The organism is Cryobacterium sp. PH31-AA6, assembly GCF_030063195.1.
Lineage (GTDB): Bacteria > Actinomycetota > Actinomycetes > Actinomycetales > Microbacteriaceae > Cryobacterium.
This window is the reverse complement of the sequence record NZ_JASISS010000029.1, coordinates 23,101-38,299: the sequence shown is the minus strand read 5'-3', so window position 1 is coordinate 38,299 and position 15,199 is coordinate 23,101. Positions and strand designations below refer to the sequence as shown.

The 15,199-nt window shown below is 65.2% G+C and carries 21 protein-coding genes and 1 pseudogene; 10 read left to right on the top strand and 12 right to left on the bottom strand.

Annotated elements, in window-relative coordinates:
- From QMG61_RS15235 to QMG61_RS15190, 12 genes and pseudogenes are all read right to left on the bottom strand, one after another.
- The coding region (locus tag QMG61_RS15235; protein WP_283495184.1) for a hypothetical protein at nt 1-217 on the bottom strand (217 nt) is incomplete at its 3' end.
- A gap of 2 nt (nt 218-219) precedes the next feature.
- Nucleotides 220-420, bottom strand: a complete 201-nt coding sequence (locus QMG61_RS17555; RefSeq protein WP_502847050.1) for a WhiB family transcriptional regulator — start codon at nt 418-420, stop codon at nt 220-222.
- A 38-nt stretch (nt 421-458) separates the two neighbouring features.
- Nucleotides 459-734 (bottom strand): hypothetical protein, encoded by a 276-nt coding sequence (locus QMG61_RS15230; protein WP_283495183.1) that lies wholly within the window; start codon nt 732-734, stop codon nt 459-461.
- A gap of 268 nt (nt 735-1,002) precedes the next feature.
- Nucleotides 1,003-2,142 (bottom strand): AAA family ATPase, encoded by a 1,140-nt coding sequence (locus QMG61_RS15225; protein WP_283495182.1) that lies wholly within the window; start codon nt 2,140-2,142, stop codon nt 1,003-1,005.
- Nucleotides 2,139-2,552: a hypothetical protein gene (locus tag QMG61_RS15220; RefSeq protein WP_283495181.1), complete on the bottom strand. Its 414-nt coding sequence runs from the start codon at nt 2,550-2,552 to the stop codon at nt 2,139-2,141. The genes QMG61_RS15225 and QMG61_RS15220 overlap by 4 nt, the downstream gene beginning before the upstream one ends.
- Nucleotides 2,549-2,743, bottom strand: coding sequence for a helix-turn-helix domain-containing protein (locus QMG61_RS15215; RefSeq protein WP_283495180.1), 195 nt, complete (start codon nt 2,741-2,743; stop codon nt 2,549-2,551). Before QMG61_RS15215 ends, QMG61_RS15220 begins: the two co-directional genes overlap by 4 nt.
- Nucleotides 2,744-3,495: 752 nt before the next feature.
- Nucleotides 3,496-3,678 carry a hypothetical protein gene (locus tag QMG61_RS15210; RefSeq protein WP_283495179.1) on the bottom strand — a complete coding sequence of 61 codons (183 nt, stop codon included), beginning with the start codon at nt 3,676-3,678 and terminating at the stop codon, nt 3,496-3,498.
- Complete coding sequence (locus QMG61_RS15205) at nt 3,675-3,962, bottom strand: hypothetical protein (RefSeq protein ID WP_283495178.1); 288 nt, start codon at nt 3,960-3,962, stop codon at nt 3,675-3,677. The genes QMG61_RS15210 and QMG61_RS15205 overlap by 4 nt, the downstream gene beginning before the upstream one ends.
- Nucleotides 3,963-4,053: 91 nt before the next feature.
- Nucleotides 4,054-5,016 carry a tyrosine-type recombinase/integrase gene (locus tag QMG61_RS15200; protein WP_283495177.1) on the bottom strand — a complete coding sequence of 321 codons (963 nt, stop codon included), beginning with the start codon at nt 5,014-5,016 and terminating at the stop codon, nt 4,054-4,056.
- 30 nt (nt 5,017-5,046) lie between these two features.
- Nucleotides 5,047-5,232 (bottom strand): annotated as a pseudogene (locus QMG61_RS17550) (hypothetical protein); the annotation flags it as partial.
- Entirely contained in the window at nt 5,229-5,420 is a 192-nt protein-coding gene (locus QMG61_RS15195; protein ID WP_283495176.1) for a hypothetical protein, read from the bottom strand. The gene QMG61_RS15195 and the pseudogene QMG61_RS17550, both read right to left, overlap by 4 nt.
- Before the next feature lie 259 nt (nt 5,421-5,679).
- Nucleotides 5,680-6,078 carry a hypothetical protein gene (locus QMG61_RS15190; protein ID WP_283495175.1) on the bottom strand — a complete coding sequence of 133 codons (399 nt, stop codon included), beginning with the start codon at nt 6,076-6,078 and terminating at the stop codon, nt 5,680-5,682.
- 337 nt (nt 6,079-6,415) lie between these two features.
- Between QMG61_RS15190 and QMG61_RS15185 the strand changes: the two genes are divergently transcribed.
- The 10 genes from QMG61_RS15185 to ruvB all read left to right on the top strand — a co-directional run bounded on the left by QMG61_RS15185 (nt 6,416) and on the right by ruvB (nt 15,134).
- Nucleotides 6,416-7,165 (top strand): hypothetical protein, encoded by a 750-nt coding sequence (locus tag QMG61_RS15185; protein WP_283495174.1) that lies wholly within the window; start codon nt 6,416-6,418, stop codon nt 7,163-7,165.
- A gap of 114 nt (nt 7,166-7,279) precedes the next feature.
- On the top strand, nt 7,280-9,217 hold the full coding sequence (thrS, locus tag QMG61_RS15180) for a threonine--tRNA ligase (RefSeq protein WP_283495185.1): 1,938 nt from the start codon (nt 7,280-7,282) through the stop codon (nt 9,215-9,217).
- Nucleotides 9,218-9,811, top strand: coding sequence for an HIT family protein (locus QMG61_RS15175; RefSeq protein WP_283495173.1), 594 nt, complete (start codon nt 9,218-9,220; stop codon nt 9,809-9,811).
- Between the two features lie 71 nt (nt 9,812-9,882).
- A complete protein-coding gene (pdxS, locus tag QMG61_RS15170; protein ID WP_283495172.1) occupies nt 9,883-10,785 on the top strand; it encodes a pyridoxal 5'-phosphate synthase lyase subunit PdxS in 903 nt (300 codons plus the stop codon).
- An 11-nt stretch (nt 10,786-10,796) separates the two neighbouring features.
- Entirely contained in the window at nt 10,797-11,390 is a 594-nt protein-coding gene (gene pdxT, locus QMG61_RS15165) for a pyridoxal 5'-phosphate synthase glutaminase subunit PdxT (protein ID WP_283495171.1), read from the top strand.
- Nucleotides 11,391-11,400: 10 nt separating this feature from the next.
- Complete coding sequence (locus QMG61_RS15160; RefSeq protein WP_283495170.1) at nt 11,401-11,946, top strand: DUF1697 domain-containing protein; 546 nt, start codon at nt 11,401-11,403, stop codon at nt 11,944-11,946.
- A gap of 130 nt (nt 11,947-12,076) precedes the next feature.
- A complete protein-coding gene (locus QMG61_RS15155) occupies nt 12,077-12,841 on the top strand; it encodes a YebC/PmpR family DNA-binding transcriptional regulator (protein ID WP_283495169.1) in 765 nt (254 codons plus the stop codon).
- Between the two features lie 6 nt (nt 12,842-12,847).
- Entirely contained in the window at nt 12,848-13,450 is a 603-nt protein-coding gene (ruvC, locus tag QMG61_RS15150; protein ID WP_283495168.1) for a crossover junction endodeoxyribonuclease RuvC, read from the top strand.
- Nucleotides 13,447-14,070 (top strand): Holliday junction branch migration protein RuvA, encoded by a 624-nt coding sequence (gene ruvA, locus QMG61_RS15145; protein WP_283495167.1) that lies wholly within the window; start codon nt 13,447-13,449, stop codon nt 14,068-14,070. Before ruvC ends, ruvA begins: the two co-directional genes overlap by 4 nt.
- The gene (gene ruvB / locus QMG61_RS15140; RefSeq protein ID WP_283495166.1) at nt 14,067-15,134 is read left to right on the top strand and encodes a Holliday junction branch migration DNA helicase RuvB; all 1,068 of its coding nucleotides are present in this window, start codon (nt 14,067-14,069) and stop codon (nt 15,132-15,134) included. Before ruvA ends, ruvB begins: the two co-directional genes overlap by 4 nt.
- Nucleotides 15,135-15,199: the final 65 nt, after the last annotated feature.

Genomic DNA, 15,199 nt, shown 5'->3' with positions numbered 1-15,199 from the left:
CCTTCGAGTCGATCTCGGCGCGCGTGTATGACAGTGCCGTGATAGCTGCTGTGACGGTCGCGTTGATGTTCGCGAGCGCTGATTGCACCTGCCGGACTAGGGAGCTTGTCTGTGTGCCCGTTGGTGTTTCGAGCTCACGAAGACGACGGTAAATGTCGTCAAAGTTGCGGAGGAACTTCTGGGTCTCAGACCCGCCTTGGGGGTAGCCACCGGCCATGGTTAGATTTCTCTTTCTTGTTTGGGCTTGCCGTGCCAGCGTTTGCCGGCCCAGATTCCTGCTGGGGGGCGTGCAAGTCGCGCATAGGTGGTGCATAGGTCCAGCAGCGGGCATGTGTCACAGATCGGCTTTACGGCTGCTGCTGGCACGTCGTCGAGGATGAACAGATCGTTCCCAGCGCACGCCGGGTCAGTTACGGCCATTGCTTTGTGCAAAGCCGCGTAAGCCTCGGAGACTTGACTCATTGCGTGCTCCGGGCGCTAATTCGTACTCGCACGGTGAGGCCGGGATTGTGGGTGGTTTGCCCGTCGATGATGACTCGCCACCCGTGAGCCTCGAGCGCCTCGAAGTCGCGGAAAGCTTCGGGGAACAACTGGTAGGGCTGCGCGATGTAGAGCGTCTCGGTGCCGCGTGTGGTCACTGACAGGTGATCGGCCCACTGTGGACGCCAGTCCTCGGTGTGGGCTCCCAGGTTGCGGAGCAGGTCATACGGGGTGCGGGTCGGGGTGTCGCTCATTGTGTTGTCCTATCGGTGCGTGTCAGGTCGATGCGGATGATCTCGTGACGCCTTGAGCAGGCCCCGCCACATCCGGTGGTGTCGATGGTGGCTTTGCTCGTTGCGGCGTCCTCGAGATGGCGGTGGAGCATGATCGTGGGCACTCTGCACCATGCGATGAGAGCGAACTCACCGCGGCCAACTACCCAGGCGGCGCGGGGGAGAGCGCACTTCAGGAAAGTGCGCTCCGAACGATGGTTCGCGGTGCAGTTGTGCTGCCGGTAAACCTTCATAGGAGCGCACCTTCTGAGTGCTCCTTGCTCCCCAACCCCCTGTGTGGGGAGCGGGGAGCAGAGATGTTTTCCTCTGTGTTACTGCTCCGGGTGCGCTCCGGGAGCAGAGCTTCTGGATGCTCTTCTGAGTGCTCCTCTGCTCCCCACATAGGGGGTTGGGGAGCGGGGAGCACGGTCGTGGGTTCTCCGCGTCGTCGCCATTCCCTCAAAGCTTCGAGTGAACGGGTGCTACCCCATCCGAGGCGCTCTTTCACGTCCCGTTGGCTTGCGGGTACCGGGAGCAGCTCGGAGAGCGTCACGATGTCGGCCTCTGACACGCCCACGACTACGGCGCGTTCACCTTGAACGGGTGGAATGAACGTCCACCGAATATCGCCGTTCTCGTCCCACATCTTGAACGTTGCGGCGATCGGTTCCCTGTCATCCCCGCCTGATGCGGCCCTGAGTCCACCGTGCCGGTCTTTGTTGATGGTGAGTTGAGCTTTGCCACCTGACCCCGGTTTGAACGCGTCCACCACGGTTGTGCGGAGGCTGGTTCCACCGATTGCCCGTTTCTTCGCTGCCGTGCCAGTTGAGCCGAACGCCTGGGAGTCGGTGTTCTTTGCGAGGTGGTCGATGACGATTACAGCCGCGCCACTCTTTGCCAACGGTTTGAGAATGTCGGCGTGCACACGGCTGAAGTCGTCGGGGGAGTTGCTCGAGGCGCCGCATAGCGGGAGCAGCTCTCCCAGCGAGTCGAGCAGCACGACTGCCGGCTGCCAGGCAACAGTGTCGGCCACGATTAGGGCGAGCTGCTCGGCGTCGTCGGGGGAGCAGTAGCGGAATCGTTCCGGGTCGCGGAGGATCTCTTCGTCTGCGCCCATTGCGATGAGCCGTGAGATGGTGGCCCCGGCTCCGTTGTGGTCGAGGTCCACAATTAGGGCGCTCTCACCGCGGTTGAGCTCGTCCACCGTGGCGCATTGGGCGATGAGGGTTTTTCCTGATTCGGGATTGCCGAATAGCAGGTTGACTTGTTCCCGGTAGAACACGCCCACCCCGTCGCTGCGGAGTCCCACTGTTGGCACGGGCGGTTTGATGTCTCCGCGGTCGAGCAGCTCGGCAATGTCGGCGTAGCTGTCTACGTTGTATGCGCTCATCGTGTACCCCTGTAGGTTTCGGCGCGGATCTTCTGAATCTCGGCGTATGACGGGCCGACCTTGAGCGGTTCCCGTGGTGTGAATGCGAGCCCGTAGAGCCGATCAGCGTCCGCGTTAGCGTGCTCTGCCGACTGCTCGGCGCGGGTCAGCTCGGGGAGTACCGATGCAAGCGCGGCCCGGTGACCTTCTAGGAACCATGCGGCGAGTGCTGGCGTGCAGTCGTCTAGGGTGATCTCGTCAGCGAGCAGGCGGACCAGAGCGGCGGAGAGTGGACCCTCTACCGTTGCGCCGATCTTCGGGGTTTCGGGGATAGGTGCTGAATCATCCGCTAAAATAGATATAGAGCCCGACCTGCCCGGTTTGACTTCTGCCCCTTGGTTTGCAGCCTGGGGGTTTTTCTTTTCGGTCACGCGATTGCACCGCCGATTCCGTTACCGAATGCGGCGATCGATTCTGGGTCTAGGCGAATCAAGCGTGGGCCAATTCGGCGGGCCTTGAGGGTGCCGTCTGTGATGCGCCGGCGGATGGTCTTCTCACTGATGCAGTAGCGCTCGGCTGCCTGTCGGATCGTGGGCCACTTAGTGATTGCGGTGTCGGTCATGTGCTGCTCCTTTAAATGCAAAAAGCGCCAGAACAGACCGAAGTCGGATCTAGCGCTTGAACACGGAGCCCTCCCTAGCCTGAGGTGCCTTCCGTGTTTAAATGGAAAACGCCTCAGGTAGAGGCGAGGTAATTATTTAGTTGTGGTGATGCTGCCGAAACACGAAACGCCGCTCACCCGTGATGGATGGAACGGCGTTAGTTTTCGGACGTGTTGTTGCCCGCGCGGGCCGGTTGGGGCTCGCAAGCGGGCATAAAAAAACCCCACTGTTGAGGTGGGGGAGATTTGAGGCGGTTGCCGGCTTTGGGGACGGGGAATGCCTGTAATGCATAGCATAGTGCACATGTGTGACATCGTCTACTTGTGACACGCTGCGGGCAATAGAAAAGCCCCACCGAAGTGAGGCTAGTTTGTGGCGCGGTTATACGACGCAAGACAGAATGTATCAGTGTTGGCCGCGCTTGTCCAATTGCGACACGCTCCGGGTACAAAAAAAGCCCCACCGAAGTGGAGCTAGTTCTAGGCATGGTTATCCGCCGCATGACAAAACTAGCACACGTGACCGCCCGTGTCCAACCATGACGCGCCGAGGGCATAAAAATAACCCCCGATTTCTCGAGGGCGATCTGGACACAGTAAACCGGCTTGGGTGTAACGATACGGGAAAAGTCATTGCAAGTCCAGTCGGGGCACCTATTGGGCACGACGAAGCCCCGGCCCGCCGAGTGGCAGACCGGGGCGATTGGTTGGTGTTACGCGGCCTGCGGGTCGGCGTCGGGCAGTGAGGCTAGCCACTCCTGAAGGTCAGCCGTCAGGATCAACAGCTTCCCGTCGAGGTCGCGCACCTTGAGCCGGCGTTCACGGATTGCGAGTTGAATCGCGTGCTCCGTGACTGAGGTTGCGAGGGCTGCCGACCTGATCGTGTGGGCGATCATGCGGACGCCGCGTTCAACTCGTCGGCGAGGTCGCACGCCACGATGACCAGGGCCGCAAATGCTCGCATTTCAGGGGGCGTCTGGTTGTCCTCTTCCGCGCTGGCGTACACCGACCACTCCGGCGACCACGGGGAGGACGTTACCTCAATACGCGTGTAGTGGCGCTCACCCTGAAAGACGGTGATGATGGAGCGCTCGTCGACGGTGCCTTCGTCCTCGATCACGGTCGGGTACTTGCTCGCGGTCACTGTTGCTCTGGTCATGGTTGCTGTACGGTTCGACATGGTTCGTATCCTTCTGTAGGTGTTACGGGCTCGCCCTCGGTCTGCGCTAACAGGCCGGGGGTATTTTCTTGCCGTCGAGTGACGGAAGGTTTTAGGCGGATGCCTGCTCGGACATTCGGCGCGCTAGATCCGCGTCGCGTCCGGCTGTGTGCTGGTAACGCATTGCCGCGGCCACTGTCGAGTGACCTAGGCGCTCTTGCAACTCTTTGAGGGTTGCGCCCGCTAGTGCCGCTCTGGTGGCCCCGTAGTGGCGGAGAGCGTGCCAGGGCATATCCTGTCGTCCTGCTGCCTTGCGTGCCGGATACCAGTGCTTAGCAAACGTGCTCTGCGCCAGGTGCGTTGCGCCGTCTGCTGCGGGGAAGAGTAGCGCCTCGGGGGAGCGTCCAACGTGATCTTTCAAATGTTCCAGCACGAGCCCGTGAACGTGAGGTGGGAGCACGATGGAGCGCACGCCGGCCTCACTCTTCGTCTTGCCAATGATGAAGCCTTGACCGGCCACGTGGGTTACTCCGCGCGACACTTCAACGATGACGCTCTCCACAGCCCTATCCATTTTGAGGATGCGAATGTCCTTTCGGCGTAGCTCGGTCAGTTCGCCGTAGCGACATCCGGCCCACGCCGCAATGATTACAGCCGCCTTGTAGCGGGGTGCGATGGCTTCGAGGATCTTCTGCAACTGCTCGGGCGTCGGTGGGAGTACCTTCTTGCCCGTGCTGGCATTCTGGGCGCCACGGATCATGCAGGGGTTCGAGGCGATGCGGCGATCGTTTACGGCGGTGCCGAGGATCGAGCGGAGAAACCCATAGGCGCGGGCGCTCTGTGTCTTCTTGCCCGTGTTGAGCTGGCCCGCATACCACGTGCGGATGAGCTCGGGGGTGAGCATGTTTAGGCGGGTGTCTGCCAGCGGCAACAGGGACGTTCGGAGTAGTCGTTCGTACTCGGAGCGGGTGCGGGGGAGTAGGTGCTCACCGTGGCGATTCGTGCGGGTGCGTAGCCATTCCTCCGAATAGGTGCCGAGGGTGTCATATCGTTTGCCTGGCGCGGCTGTATCCATTGACTGCCATTTGCCCTCGTTGATCTTGACCCTTTGCAGGGCCAACCATCCGCGGGCGTCGGTCAGGTTGTCGAACGTGCGGTCGGCGTTGTGCCGTGTGCCATCAGGCCCCGTGTATGAAGCCTGGACGCGGCCTGATGGGAGTGTGCGAACCGCTCCGAACGATTCACGCGGTTTGCGTTTCTTCGGCCTCGTGGCCCTCAGGGGCTCGCTCAACGGGGGCGGATGTCGTCGGGGTGAAAGCAGCTCACGGTGGGGTCGCCATTGAGTAGCACGTGCACGACGCCGGACGAGACGCGCTTGATGATGCCGGGGCAGTCGATCGTGCGGCTCATGCCCACGTATGAGACGCGGGTGAGGCCGGCTAGCTTGCGCTCCCGCCAGTAGTCCGTGGTGAGTTCCATGACCCTGCTCCCGTCAATCGTGCAACACCGTGCAATATCCCGTGTCGCTTTGTGTCCATAAGTGGATAACAGTGACATTAACACGTTGCACGCGAGATCCGCTAGAACACATGGGAAAAGTCCCAAAATCCCGTGATTACGGGGCAATAAGACAGTATCGCTGATACTGGTTCGATCCCAGTATCGCCCACAGACAAACCCCCGGTAACCCCGGGGGTTTTCTTGTGCCTGGAGGCGATCACGTACCAGCCGCGCGGCGTCAGGTGCGGAACCTGGGCCGCCGCAGTGCCCGCTCCGACGACAGCCAGACACCGTAATCGGGCTTCTCCAACGTGCCGCCGAACACCGACGCATGGGCCACTGGTTGCCGCCCAGCGTCCAGGTGCGGCCTGAGTCCCTGACCCCACCCGACCGCGAGATAGGCGGGGATGTGCCCGCAGGTCTCGGTGACATCACCGAACCGGAGATCGACGCGGACCGCATGGGCGTCGAAGGGGTTGAACGGTTCGGGCCGCAGGATCGCGAGGATCGGAACATCCGCGGTACCCATGGTCTTCCAGGCCGACACGACGCGGTGAATGCCTGAGTGGTAATGGGATTCGCCGACAACCTCCTGCAGCCCCTCGAAGGGATAGAACACCGTATCCGTGATCGGCACGGGCTCATAGGTTTGGTGCCTCCGCTTCGCGGCTCCCCGGGACCCCATCGACAGTTGGGCCAGGCACGCCAACGACCAGACCGACAGGGCGAGAACGGGCCCCAGGCCCGGGATCGGCCAGAAGACGAAACCGCCCACGACAAGCAGGACTCGGCTGCGTGTGGGCCACCGCCCGATTCGCCCGTAGAAATCGTTCACTGCTCTCCCTGGCCTGGCCTGATTCTCCCAAAGCGGCGCACACGCGCGCATCGCCCAATTGGAGGGCCAGGCTGTCGCGGCCGGACGGGGGATACCGGCGCGACCATGCGTGCGTCAGTCTCGAGGTGGAGGTCCGCCGATGGAATTGTTCGCAGTGGCCGCGCTGTCCATGCTCGGCGCCCTCGGCCTCGCAGCCTGGGGCTTCCGGACCGCCGTGCGGTCGGCCAGGGTCGCCGTTCCCCGTCGTCGCTCTTCGGATTCCTCTCCGGCCGATACCGTGGCAGCTGCGGCGATCGATCCGGCACTACCGTCCCACCGAGCTGTTCCTCACCGCGGTGCCGCGCTCAGCCGCTATCTCCCGCCGCAGGACTGGGCACGGCTGCTCGTGGCCGATGCTCGGGGACTGCCCACTCTGTACCTGCAGCCGCACGGCGGTGAACTGTGGCTGACCGAACCGTCGACCGGCAAGCTGGTGAGCATCAGCAATGCGCACCTGCGCCCCCTGGGGATCTGGACGATCTGGCTGCGAAACGTCGATCCGCGCACCATCGTCGCCCGCGAAGGCCTGATCCAGCCGGGGGCGAGGGTCTCGCTGGTGCGGGCGCCCGGAGAGGAAGGCGCCGGCGACACAGTCTTCGTGCACTCGTCCACCGGACGCAGGGTGGGCCAGGTCAGCCCCGGGATCGCCGTGGGGCTGGCCGAGTTGATCGACTCCGGCACCGTGCTCCACGCGGTCGCCATCGCCTTTGACCCGAAGCCGGGCGCGGACCGGTGCGGCCTGGTCAAGGTTCTCGCGGCACCGCCCGCAACGATCGAGCAGCTGTTCCGACGGCTGCCTCGCGCCGCCACGATCGCGTCGAACAGCGGGGACGCGGTCCTGGCCAGGTAGGCGGGGACGAAGCCTCCCTGTCCGCCGCTAAAGTTGGAGGGGTTCGCACACAACTGAGGAGTTACACACGTGGTTGACGGCTTTGCGCTTTTCACCGACCGGTCCGTCGTCGCAATGCGCGTCAACGGTGAGCTCAAGGACCTCGCCGCCACGGTGACTCCGACGGATGACGCCCAGCCGGTCACCATTTCGTCACCCGACGGTCTCAACATTCTTCGTCACTCGGCCGCACACGTGCTGGCGCAGGCCGTGCAGACCGTGAATCCGGCCGCCCGCCTCGGCATCGGCCCGCCCGTCACGGACGGGTTCTACTACGACTTCGACGTCGCCGAGCCCTTCACCCCCGAGGACATCAAGACACTCGAGAAGGCCATGGACCGGATCATCCGGCAGGGCCAGCGCTTCGTGCGCCGGGTCGTGACCGCCGACGAGGCCAGGGCCGAGCTCGCCGCCGAGCCGTACAAGCTCGAGCTGATCGGGCTCAAGGGAGCCTCGACCGATGCGGGCGCCGAGCTGGGGGCGGACAACGAGTCGGTCGAGGTCGGTGGGACTGAACTGACCATCTACGACAACATCGACCCGAAAACCGGGGAGACCATGTGGAAGGACCTCTGCCGAGGCCCACACCTGCCCAACACCCGGATGATCGGCAACGGCTACTCGCTCACCCGGCTGGCCGCCGCCTACTGGCGCGGCTCGGAGAAGAACCCGCAGCTGCAGCGGATCTACGGGACGGCGTGGCCCACCAAGGACGAGCTGCGCGCCTACCAGGCTCGCCAGGAAGAGGCCGCCAAGCGCGACCACCGCAAACTCGGCGCCGAACTCGACCTGTTCAGTTTCCCGGAGGAGATCGGCTCCGGCCTGCCCGTCTTCCACCCCAAGGGCGGAATCATCCGCCAGGAGATGGAAAACTACTCCCGCAAGCGCCACGCCGAGGCCGGCTACGACTTCGTGTACACGCCCCACATCACCAAGTCGAACCTGTTCGAGACCTCAGGGCACCTCGACTGGTACTCCGACGGCATGTTCCCGCCGATGAAGCTCGACGCCGAATACGACGCAGACGGGCACATGACCCGGCAGGGCGTCGACTACTACCTCAAGCCGATGAACTGCCCGTTCCACAACCTCATTTTCCGTTCGAGCGGCCGCAGCTATCGGGACCTGCCGATGCGACTGTTCGAATTCGGTTCGGTGTACCGCTACGAGAAGTCCGGCGTCGTGCACGGCCTCACCCGGGTGCGTGGGATGACCCAGGATGACGCGCACATCTACACGACGAAGGAGGGGATGAAGGAGGAACTGACCTCCACTCTCAACTTCGTGCTGAAACTCCTCGCCGACTACGGTCTCGAGGACTACTACCTCGAACTCTCCACCAAGGACCCGAAAAAGTTCGTCGGCAGCGACGAAGCCTGGGACGAGGCGACGCAGACCCTGGCGGAGGTCGCCGAGGCATCCGGACTCGAACTCGTCTCCGACCCGGGCGGAGCCGCATTCTACGGCCCGAAGATCTCGGTGCAGGCCCGGGACGCGATCGGCCGCACCTGGCAGATGTCCACGATCCAGCTGGACTTCAACCTGCCGGAGCGCTTCGACCTCGAGTACACCGCACCCGATGGCTCCCGGCAGCGCCCGGTGATGATCCACCGGGCACTGTTCGGGTCGATCGAGCGCTTCTTCGCGGTGCTGACCGAGCACTACGCCGGGGCGTTCCCGGTCTGGCTGTCTCCCGTGCAGGTCGTCGGCATCCCCGTCTCCGAGCAGTACGGCCCCTACCTCGACGAGATCATCGGCCGGCTCAAGACGGCGGGCGTGCGCGCCCAGGTCGACCATTCCGACGACCGGATGCAGAAGAAGATCCGCAACCACACCAAGGCCAAGGTGCCCTTCCAGCTCATCGTCGGCGAGGAGGACCAGGCCAACGGCGCGGTGAGCTTCCGATTCCGCGACGGCAGCCAGGACAACGGCGTGCCGATCGACGAGGCCATCGCCCGCATCGTCGCCGCCATCGAAACCCGCGCCCAGGTCACCGGACAGGGGCAGAGCTAGATGGCAACCGGTGCGGACGAGACCAGAGCGGACGAGACCGGCGGCGACCTCTTCGAGGGGATCGAGCACGCGAGCGACTTCGCGGCGGTACCGGATGCCTTCCAAAGGTTGTGGACGCCACACCGCCTGGTCTACATCCAGGACGGTCAGCAGCCGAACGAGTCGGACTGCCCGTTCTGTCTCGCACCGAGCATGCCGGACGAGAAGGCCCTGATCGTGGCGCGCGGCAAGCACGCCTACGTGCTGCTGAATCTCTTCCCGTACAACAGCGGACACCTTCTCGTCTGCCCGTACCGGCACATTGCGACGTATGACGAGGCGACGCCGGAAGAGGTCGCTGAGATCGGTAGCCTGACCCAGGTGGCCATGCGCGTGCTCACCGAGGTGTCGCACTGCGACGGCTTCAACATCGGAATGAACCAGGGCCGGGTAGCCGGCGCGGGCATCGCGGAGCACCTGCATCAGCACATTGTGCCGCGGTGGGCACTCGACTCGAACTTCTTTCCGATCATCGCAAAGACGAAGGCCGTTCCCCGTCTGCTCGGCGAGGTGCGGCGCGAGGTCGCCGACGGCTGGCCAAAAGACGAAAACTAGCTTCACTCTCCCGCTCCGCGCGGCACTTCGCCGTGCGAATCCCACAGAACGCAAGGAATAGAATCAAGGTTATGACTGAAACCACTTCCGCCGAGCAGTTTGGTTCGAGCCGCGTCAAGCGCGGACTCGCCGACATGATGAAGGGCGGCGTCATTATGGACGTCGTCAACGCCGAACAGGCACGGATCGCCGAGGATGCCGGCGCCGTCGCCGTCATGGCCCTCGAGCGGGTACCGGCCGACATTCGTTCCCAGGGAGGCGTCGCCCGGATGAGCGACCCCGACCTGATCGACAGCATCATCGCCGAGGTGTCCATCCCCGTGATGGCCAAGGCGCGGATCGGCCACTTCGTCGAGGCCCAGGTGTTGCAGGCGCTGAACGTCGACTACATCGACGAGTCCGAGGTGCTGAGCCCCGCCGACTACGTCAACCACATCGACAAGTGGAACTTCACGGTTCCGTTTGTCTGTGGTGCGACCAACCTGGGTGAGGCGCTTCGACGCATCACCGAGGGTGCCGCGATGATCCGCTCAAAGGGCGAGGCCGGCACCGGCGACGTCTCCGAGGCCATGAAGCACATCCGCACCATCAAGGGTGAGATCGCTCGCCTGTCGTCGCTGAGCAAGGACGAGTTGTATGTCGCGGCCAAGGAGCTTCAGGCCCCGTACGAGCTCGTCGCCGAGATCGCCGCGACCGGCAAGCTCCCCGTCGTCCTGTTCGTCGCCGGAGGCGTTGCCACGCCGGCCGACGCGGCGATGATGATGCAGATGGGCGCGGACGGCGTGTTCGTCGGCTCCGGCATCTTCAAGTCGGGCAACCCGCAGGCTCGCGCCAACGCGATCGTCAAGGCCGTCACGTTCTACGACGACCCCAGCGTCATCGCCGCCGTCTCGCGCGGCCTCGGCGAGGCGATGGTCGGCATCAACGTGTCCGACCTGGCCGCACCGCACCGCCTCTCCGAACGCGGCTGGTAGTTGCGTCGTTCGTGAGCGTTGGAGTTCTCGCCCTTCAGGGTGACTTTCGTGAGCATGCCGCGCTCCTTCGGGGGCTCGGCGCGGAGGTCGAACTCGTTCGCCGTCCGGAGGAACTGGACCGGGTCAACGGTCTCGTGATTCCGGGCGGCGAGTCCAGCGTGATGGACAAGATGGCTCGCGCCTTCGGCCTGGCCGAACCGCTCCGCAGCCGGATCCGCTCCGGCCTGCCTGTCTACGGCACCTGCGCCGGGTTGATCATGCTCGCCGACACCGTTCTCGATTCCATCCGCGGCCAGGAAAGCCTCGGTGGCCTCGATATCACGGTGCGCCGGAACGCCTTCGGCTCACAGACGGCGTCGTTCGAAACCGACCTCGACGTGCCCGTGCTCGGCGTCGCCCCGGTGCACGCGGTCTTCATCCGTGCGCCGGTCGTCGACACCGTCGGGCATCGCGCCAGGGCGCTGGCCACCCTCGCCGACGGGCGGTGTGTCGCCGTCGAGCAGGGCAATCTCCTCGGCACGTCCTTCCACCCGGAGATCACGGGGGAGCATCGTTTCCACGAGTACTTCCTGCGTACCGTGGCCCGGGTCGGCTTCGGCGGCTGAGGGCCCGGCGTTGACCACCCGGGTCGTCGCGCTGTTGCGCGGCATCAACGTGAACGGGATCACGATCGCGATGAGCGACCTCCGCGACACGTTCCAGGCCATCGGCCTCACCAATGTCCGCACGGTGCTGGCCAGCGGCAACGTACTCTTCGACACCGATCAGACGGATGCCGCCGCGCTCAAGGCGCGGATCGAACACGCCCTCAGGGAGACGTTCGGGTACGAAGCCTGGATCGTGCTTGTCGACACAGGCACGCTGGCCGGGGTGGTGCGGGGCTTCCCGTTCGACGCCGAACGCGAGGGCTGGCATTCGTATCTGCTCTTCGGCTCCGACCAGGCCGTGCTCGACGAGCTCGCCGCCTTGTCGCCCGGCCTCGACCCGGCCGTCGAGACGGTCGAGGCCGGCGCCGGCGTGCTCTACTGGCAGGTGCTCCGCAGCGTCGGGATCGCGAGCGCCTTCAGCAGGGTGACCGGCAGGGCCAGGTACCGTTCGAGCACGACGACCCGCAACCTGCGCACCCTGAATAAGCTGCTCGCCGCGCCACCCGCCGGGTGAAAACCGCTCCCGACCGGGCACCGCGGGTTAGAATGGGCAGCACCCAAACGGTGCGATGACCACGCAATACGGGACCAGCGTCAGCAGGTGCGGCACCGATGACAGCCAAGCGAAACAAAACGGGAGATTCATGTCCGGACATTCCAAGTGGGCGACAACGAAGCACCAGAAGGCGGTCACCGACTCACGTCGGGCCAAGGCCTTCGCCAAGTTGATCAAGAACATCGAGGTGGCGGCCCGGATGGGCGGCATCGACCTGTCCGGAAACCCGACGCTGGTCGACGCGATCCAGAAGGCCAAGAAGACCTCGGTTCCGAATGAGAACATCGACCGCGCCGTCAAGCGCGGCGGGGGGCTGACCGGCGAGGCCGTCGACTACTCGACGATCATGTACGAGGGCTACGCGGCCCACGGCGTCGCCATCATGATCGAGTGTCTGACCGACAACAAGAACCGGGCCGCCGCCGAGGTGCGAACCACGGTCACCCGCAATGGCGGGAACATGGCCGACCCGGGCAGTGTCGCCTACAACTTCCACCGCAAGGGTGTCGTGGTCGTGCCCAAGGGCACGAACGTCACCGAAGACGATGTGCTCGCCGCGGTACTCGATGCCGGGGCCGAAGAGGTCATCGACGAGGGCGAGAAATTCGAGGTGCTCAGCGAGGTCCACGATCTCGTCGCCACCCGCACGGCGCTGCAGGCCGCGGGCATCGACTATGACTCCGCCGACGTCGCCTTCATCCCGCAGCTCAAGGTCGAGGTCGACGCCGAGACCGCCCGCAAGGTGTTCCGACTGATCGACGCCCTCGAGGAACTCGACGACGTGCAGAATATCTACAGCAACTACGATGTGTCGGCCGAGGTCTCGGCGGAGCTCGAAGCCGAAAACGAGTAGCGGGCGATGAGCGTCCGGGTGCTCGGCATCGACCCCGGGCTCACCCGCTGCGGCGTGGGTGTCGTCGATGTCGCGGGAAACCGCACGGCGACCCTGGTTGACGTTGCGGTGCTCCGCAGCGCCCCCGACCTGCCCTTGGAGCAGAGACTGCTCCTGATCAGCCGGGGACTCGAAGAAATGCTCGACCGGCACAAGCCTGCCTTCGTCGCGATCGAACGGGTGTTCGCCCAGAACAACGTGAGCACCGTGATGGGCACCGCCCAGATCAGCGGGGTCGCCCTGCTGCTGGCCGCCCAGCGTGGACTGCCGGTCAGCCTGCACACCCCGAGCGAGGTCAAGGCAGCCATCACCGGCTACGGTTCGGCCGACAAGGCACAGGTTGGGGCCATGGTCGCCCGGGTGCTCGGCCTCTCGGAGGTGCCCAGGCCCGCGGATGCGGCCGACGCGCTCGCCCTGGCCATCTGCCACGCCTGGCGCACCGGGGCCTCCGGCGGGACCCTGCCCGGCGCCCCCGCTGCCCCTGCCGGTGGCCTCACCCCGGCCCAGAAGGCGTGGCGCGCCGCCGAACGCAGCTCTGTATCACCCGTGCCCCGTAGTCTTAAGCGGTGATCTCCTCCGTACGTGGCCTCGTCCTCTCCGCCCTCGGCTCGACGGTCGTGATCGAGGTCGGGGGAGTGGGCCTGGCCGTGCAGGTGACCCCCACGACGGCGCTCTCGCTGCGCCACGGCACGGAGGCCCGCCTGGCCACCACCCTGATTGTGCGTGAGGACTCCCTCACCCTCTATGGATTTCCCGGCGCCGACGAACTCGCGGTCTTCGAACTGCTTGTCGGTGTGACCGGGGTCGGCCCCAAGTCCGCTCTCGGCGTGCTCGCCGTGCTCGGTCCGAACCAGATTGCGCAGGCGGTCGCAGACGAAGACGACGGCGTCTTCCGCAAGGTCAGCGGGATCGGGCCCAAGACGGCCAAGCTCATCGTCTTGTCACTCGCCGGCAAGCTCGCCGTCACCAGCGTGGCATCCGTCGCCGGACGCCAGGTGGCCACCACCGTGGCGGCGGGCGTTCAGGCGGCGCTGATCGGCCTCGGCTGGTCGGAGCGGGTCGCGGCCCAGGCGGTCGAGGAGACGCTCGCCGACGCGGCCGACCCAGACCAGGTCGGGGTGGCCAGCCTGCTCCGCCTGGTCCTGGCCCGGCTCGGACCCGCGCAGCAGGCATCGGAGCGCCGCCCATGACCTCCAACCCCGGCCTGGCCGGCGACCCCGGCGTCGAAGTGACCAACCCCGCGCTCGAGGGTGAGGCCGAGCTGGCCTTCGAGGGTGCGCTGCGACCGCGCAGCCTGGCCGAGTTCGTCGGCCAGCACAAGGTTCGCGGACAGCTGCAACTGCTGCTGACCGCGGCGACCATGCAGAACCGCACCCCCGACCACATCCTGCTCGCCGGCCCGCCAGGCCTGGGCAAGACCACCCTGGCCATGATCATCGCCTACGAGGGCAACCGCCCGCTGCGGATGTCCAGCGGGCCGGCCATCCAGCACGCCGGAGACCTGGCGGCGATCCTGTCGTCCCTGGTCCCCGGCGAGGTGCTGTTCATCGACGAGATCCACCGGATGGCCCGCTCCGCCGAGGAAATGCTCTACCTGGCGATGGAGGACTTCCGGATTGACATCATGGTCGGCAAGGGTGCCGGCGCCACGTCCATCCCGCTCGACCTCGCGCCGTTCACGCTGGTGGGGGCCACGACGAGGTCCGGCCTGCTGCCGAACCCGCTCCGCGATCGGTTCGGGTTCACCGCCCACCTCGAGTTCTACGCGGAGAGCGAGCTGGAACAGGTCCTTGGCCGCGCGGCCGTGCTGCTCGGGCTCCCGATCGACCGGCGGGCCCTGGCGGAGATCGCCGGGCGCTGCCGGGGCACGCCCCGGATCGCAAACCGCCTGCTCCGCCGGGTGCGCGACTACGCGCTGGTGCACGGGGGAGACGCCGACCTGTCCGCGGTGCATGCCGCACTCGAGCTCTACGACGTGGACGCGATCGGGCTGGATCGACTCGACCGCGAGGTCATGCAGATCATCCTGACCCGTTTTGGGGGTGGGCCGGTCGGGCTGAACACCCTCGCCGTCTCGGTGGGTGAGGAGTCCGAGACCATCGAGGCGGTCGTCGAGCCCTTCCTCGTGCGGATAGGCTTCCTCACGCGCACCCCGCGTGGGCGCGTGGCCACTCCGGCGGCCTGGCGGCACTTCGGTCTCGCCGGTCCGCAGGGCAACGCGCCTCAAGTCGCCCTCACCCTGGATGACCTATAATTCAAGTTGGCTCGCCACGAGCCCGCTCGCTCATGCTTCGGCCATCGCGCCGCAACCGGAAGGTT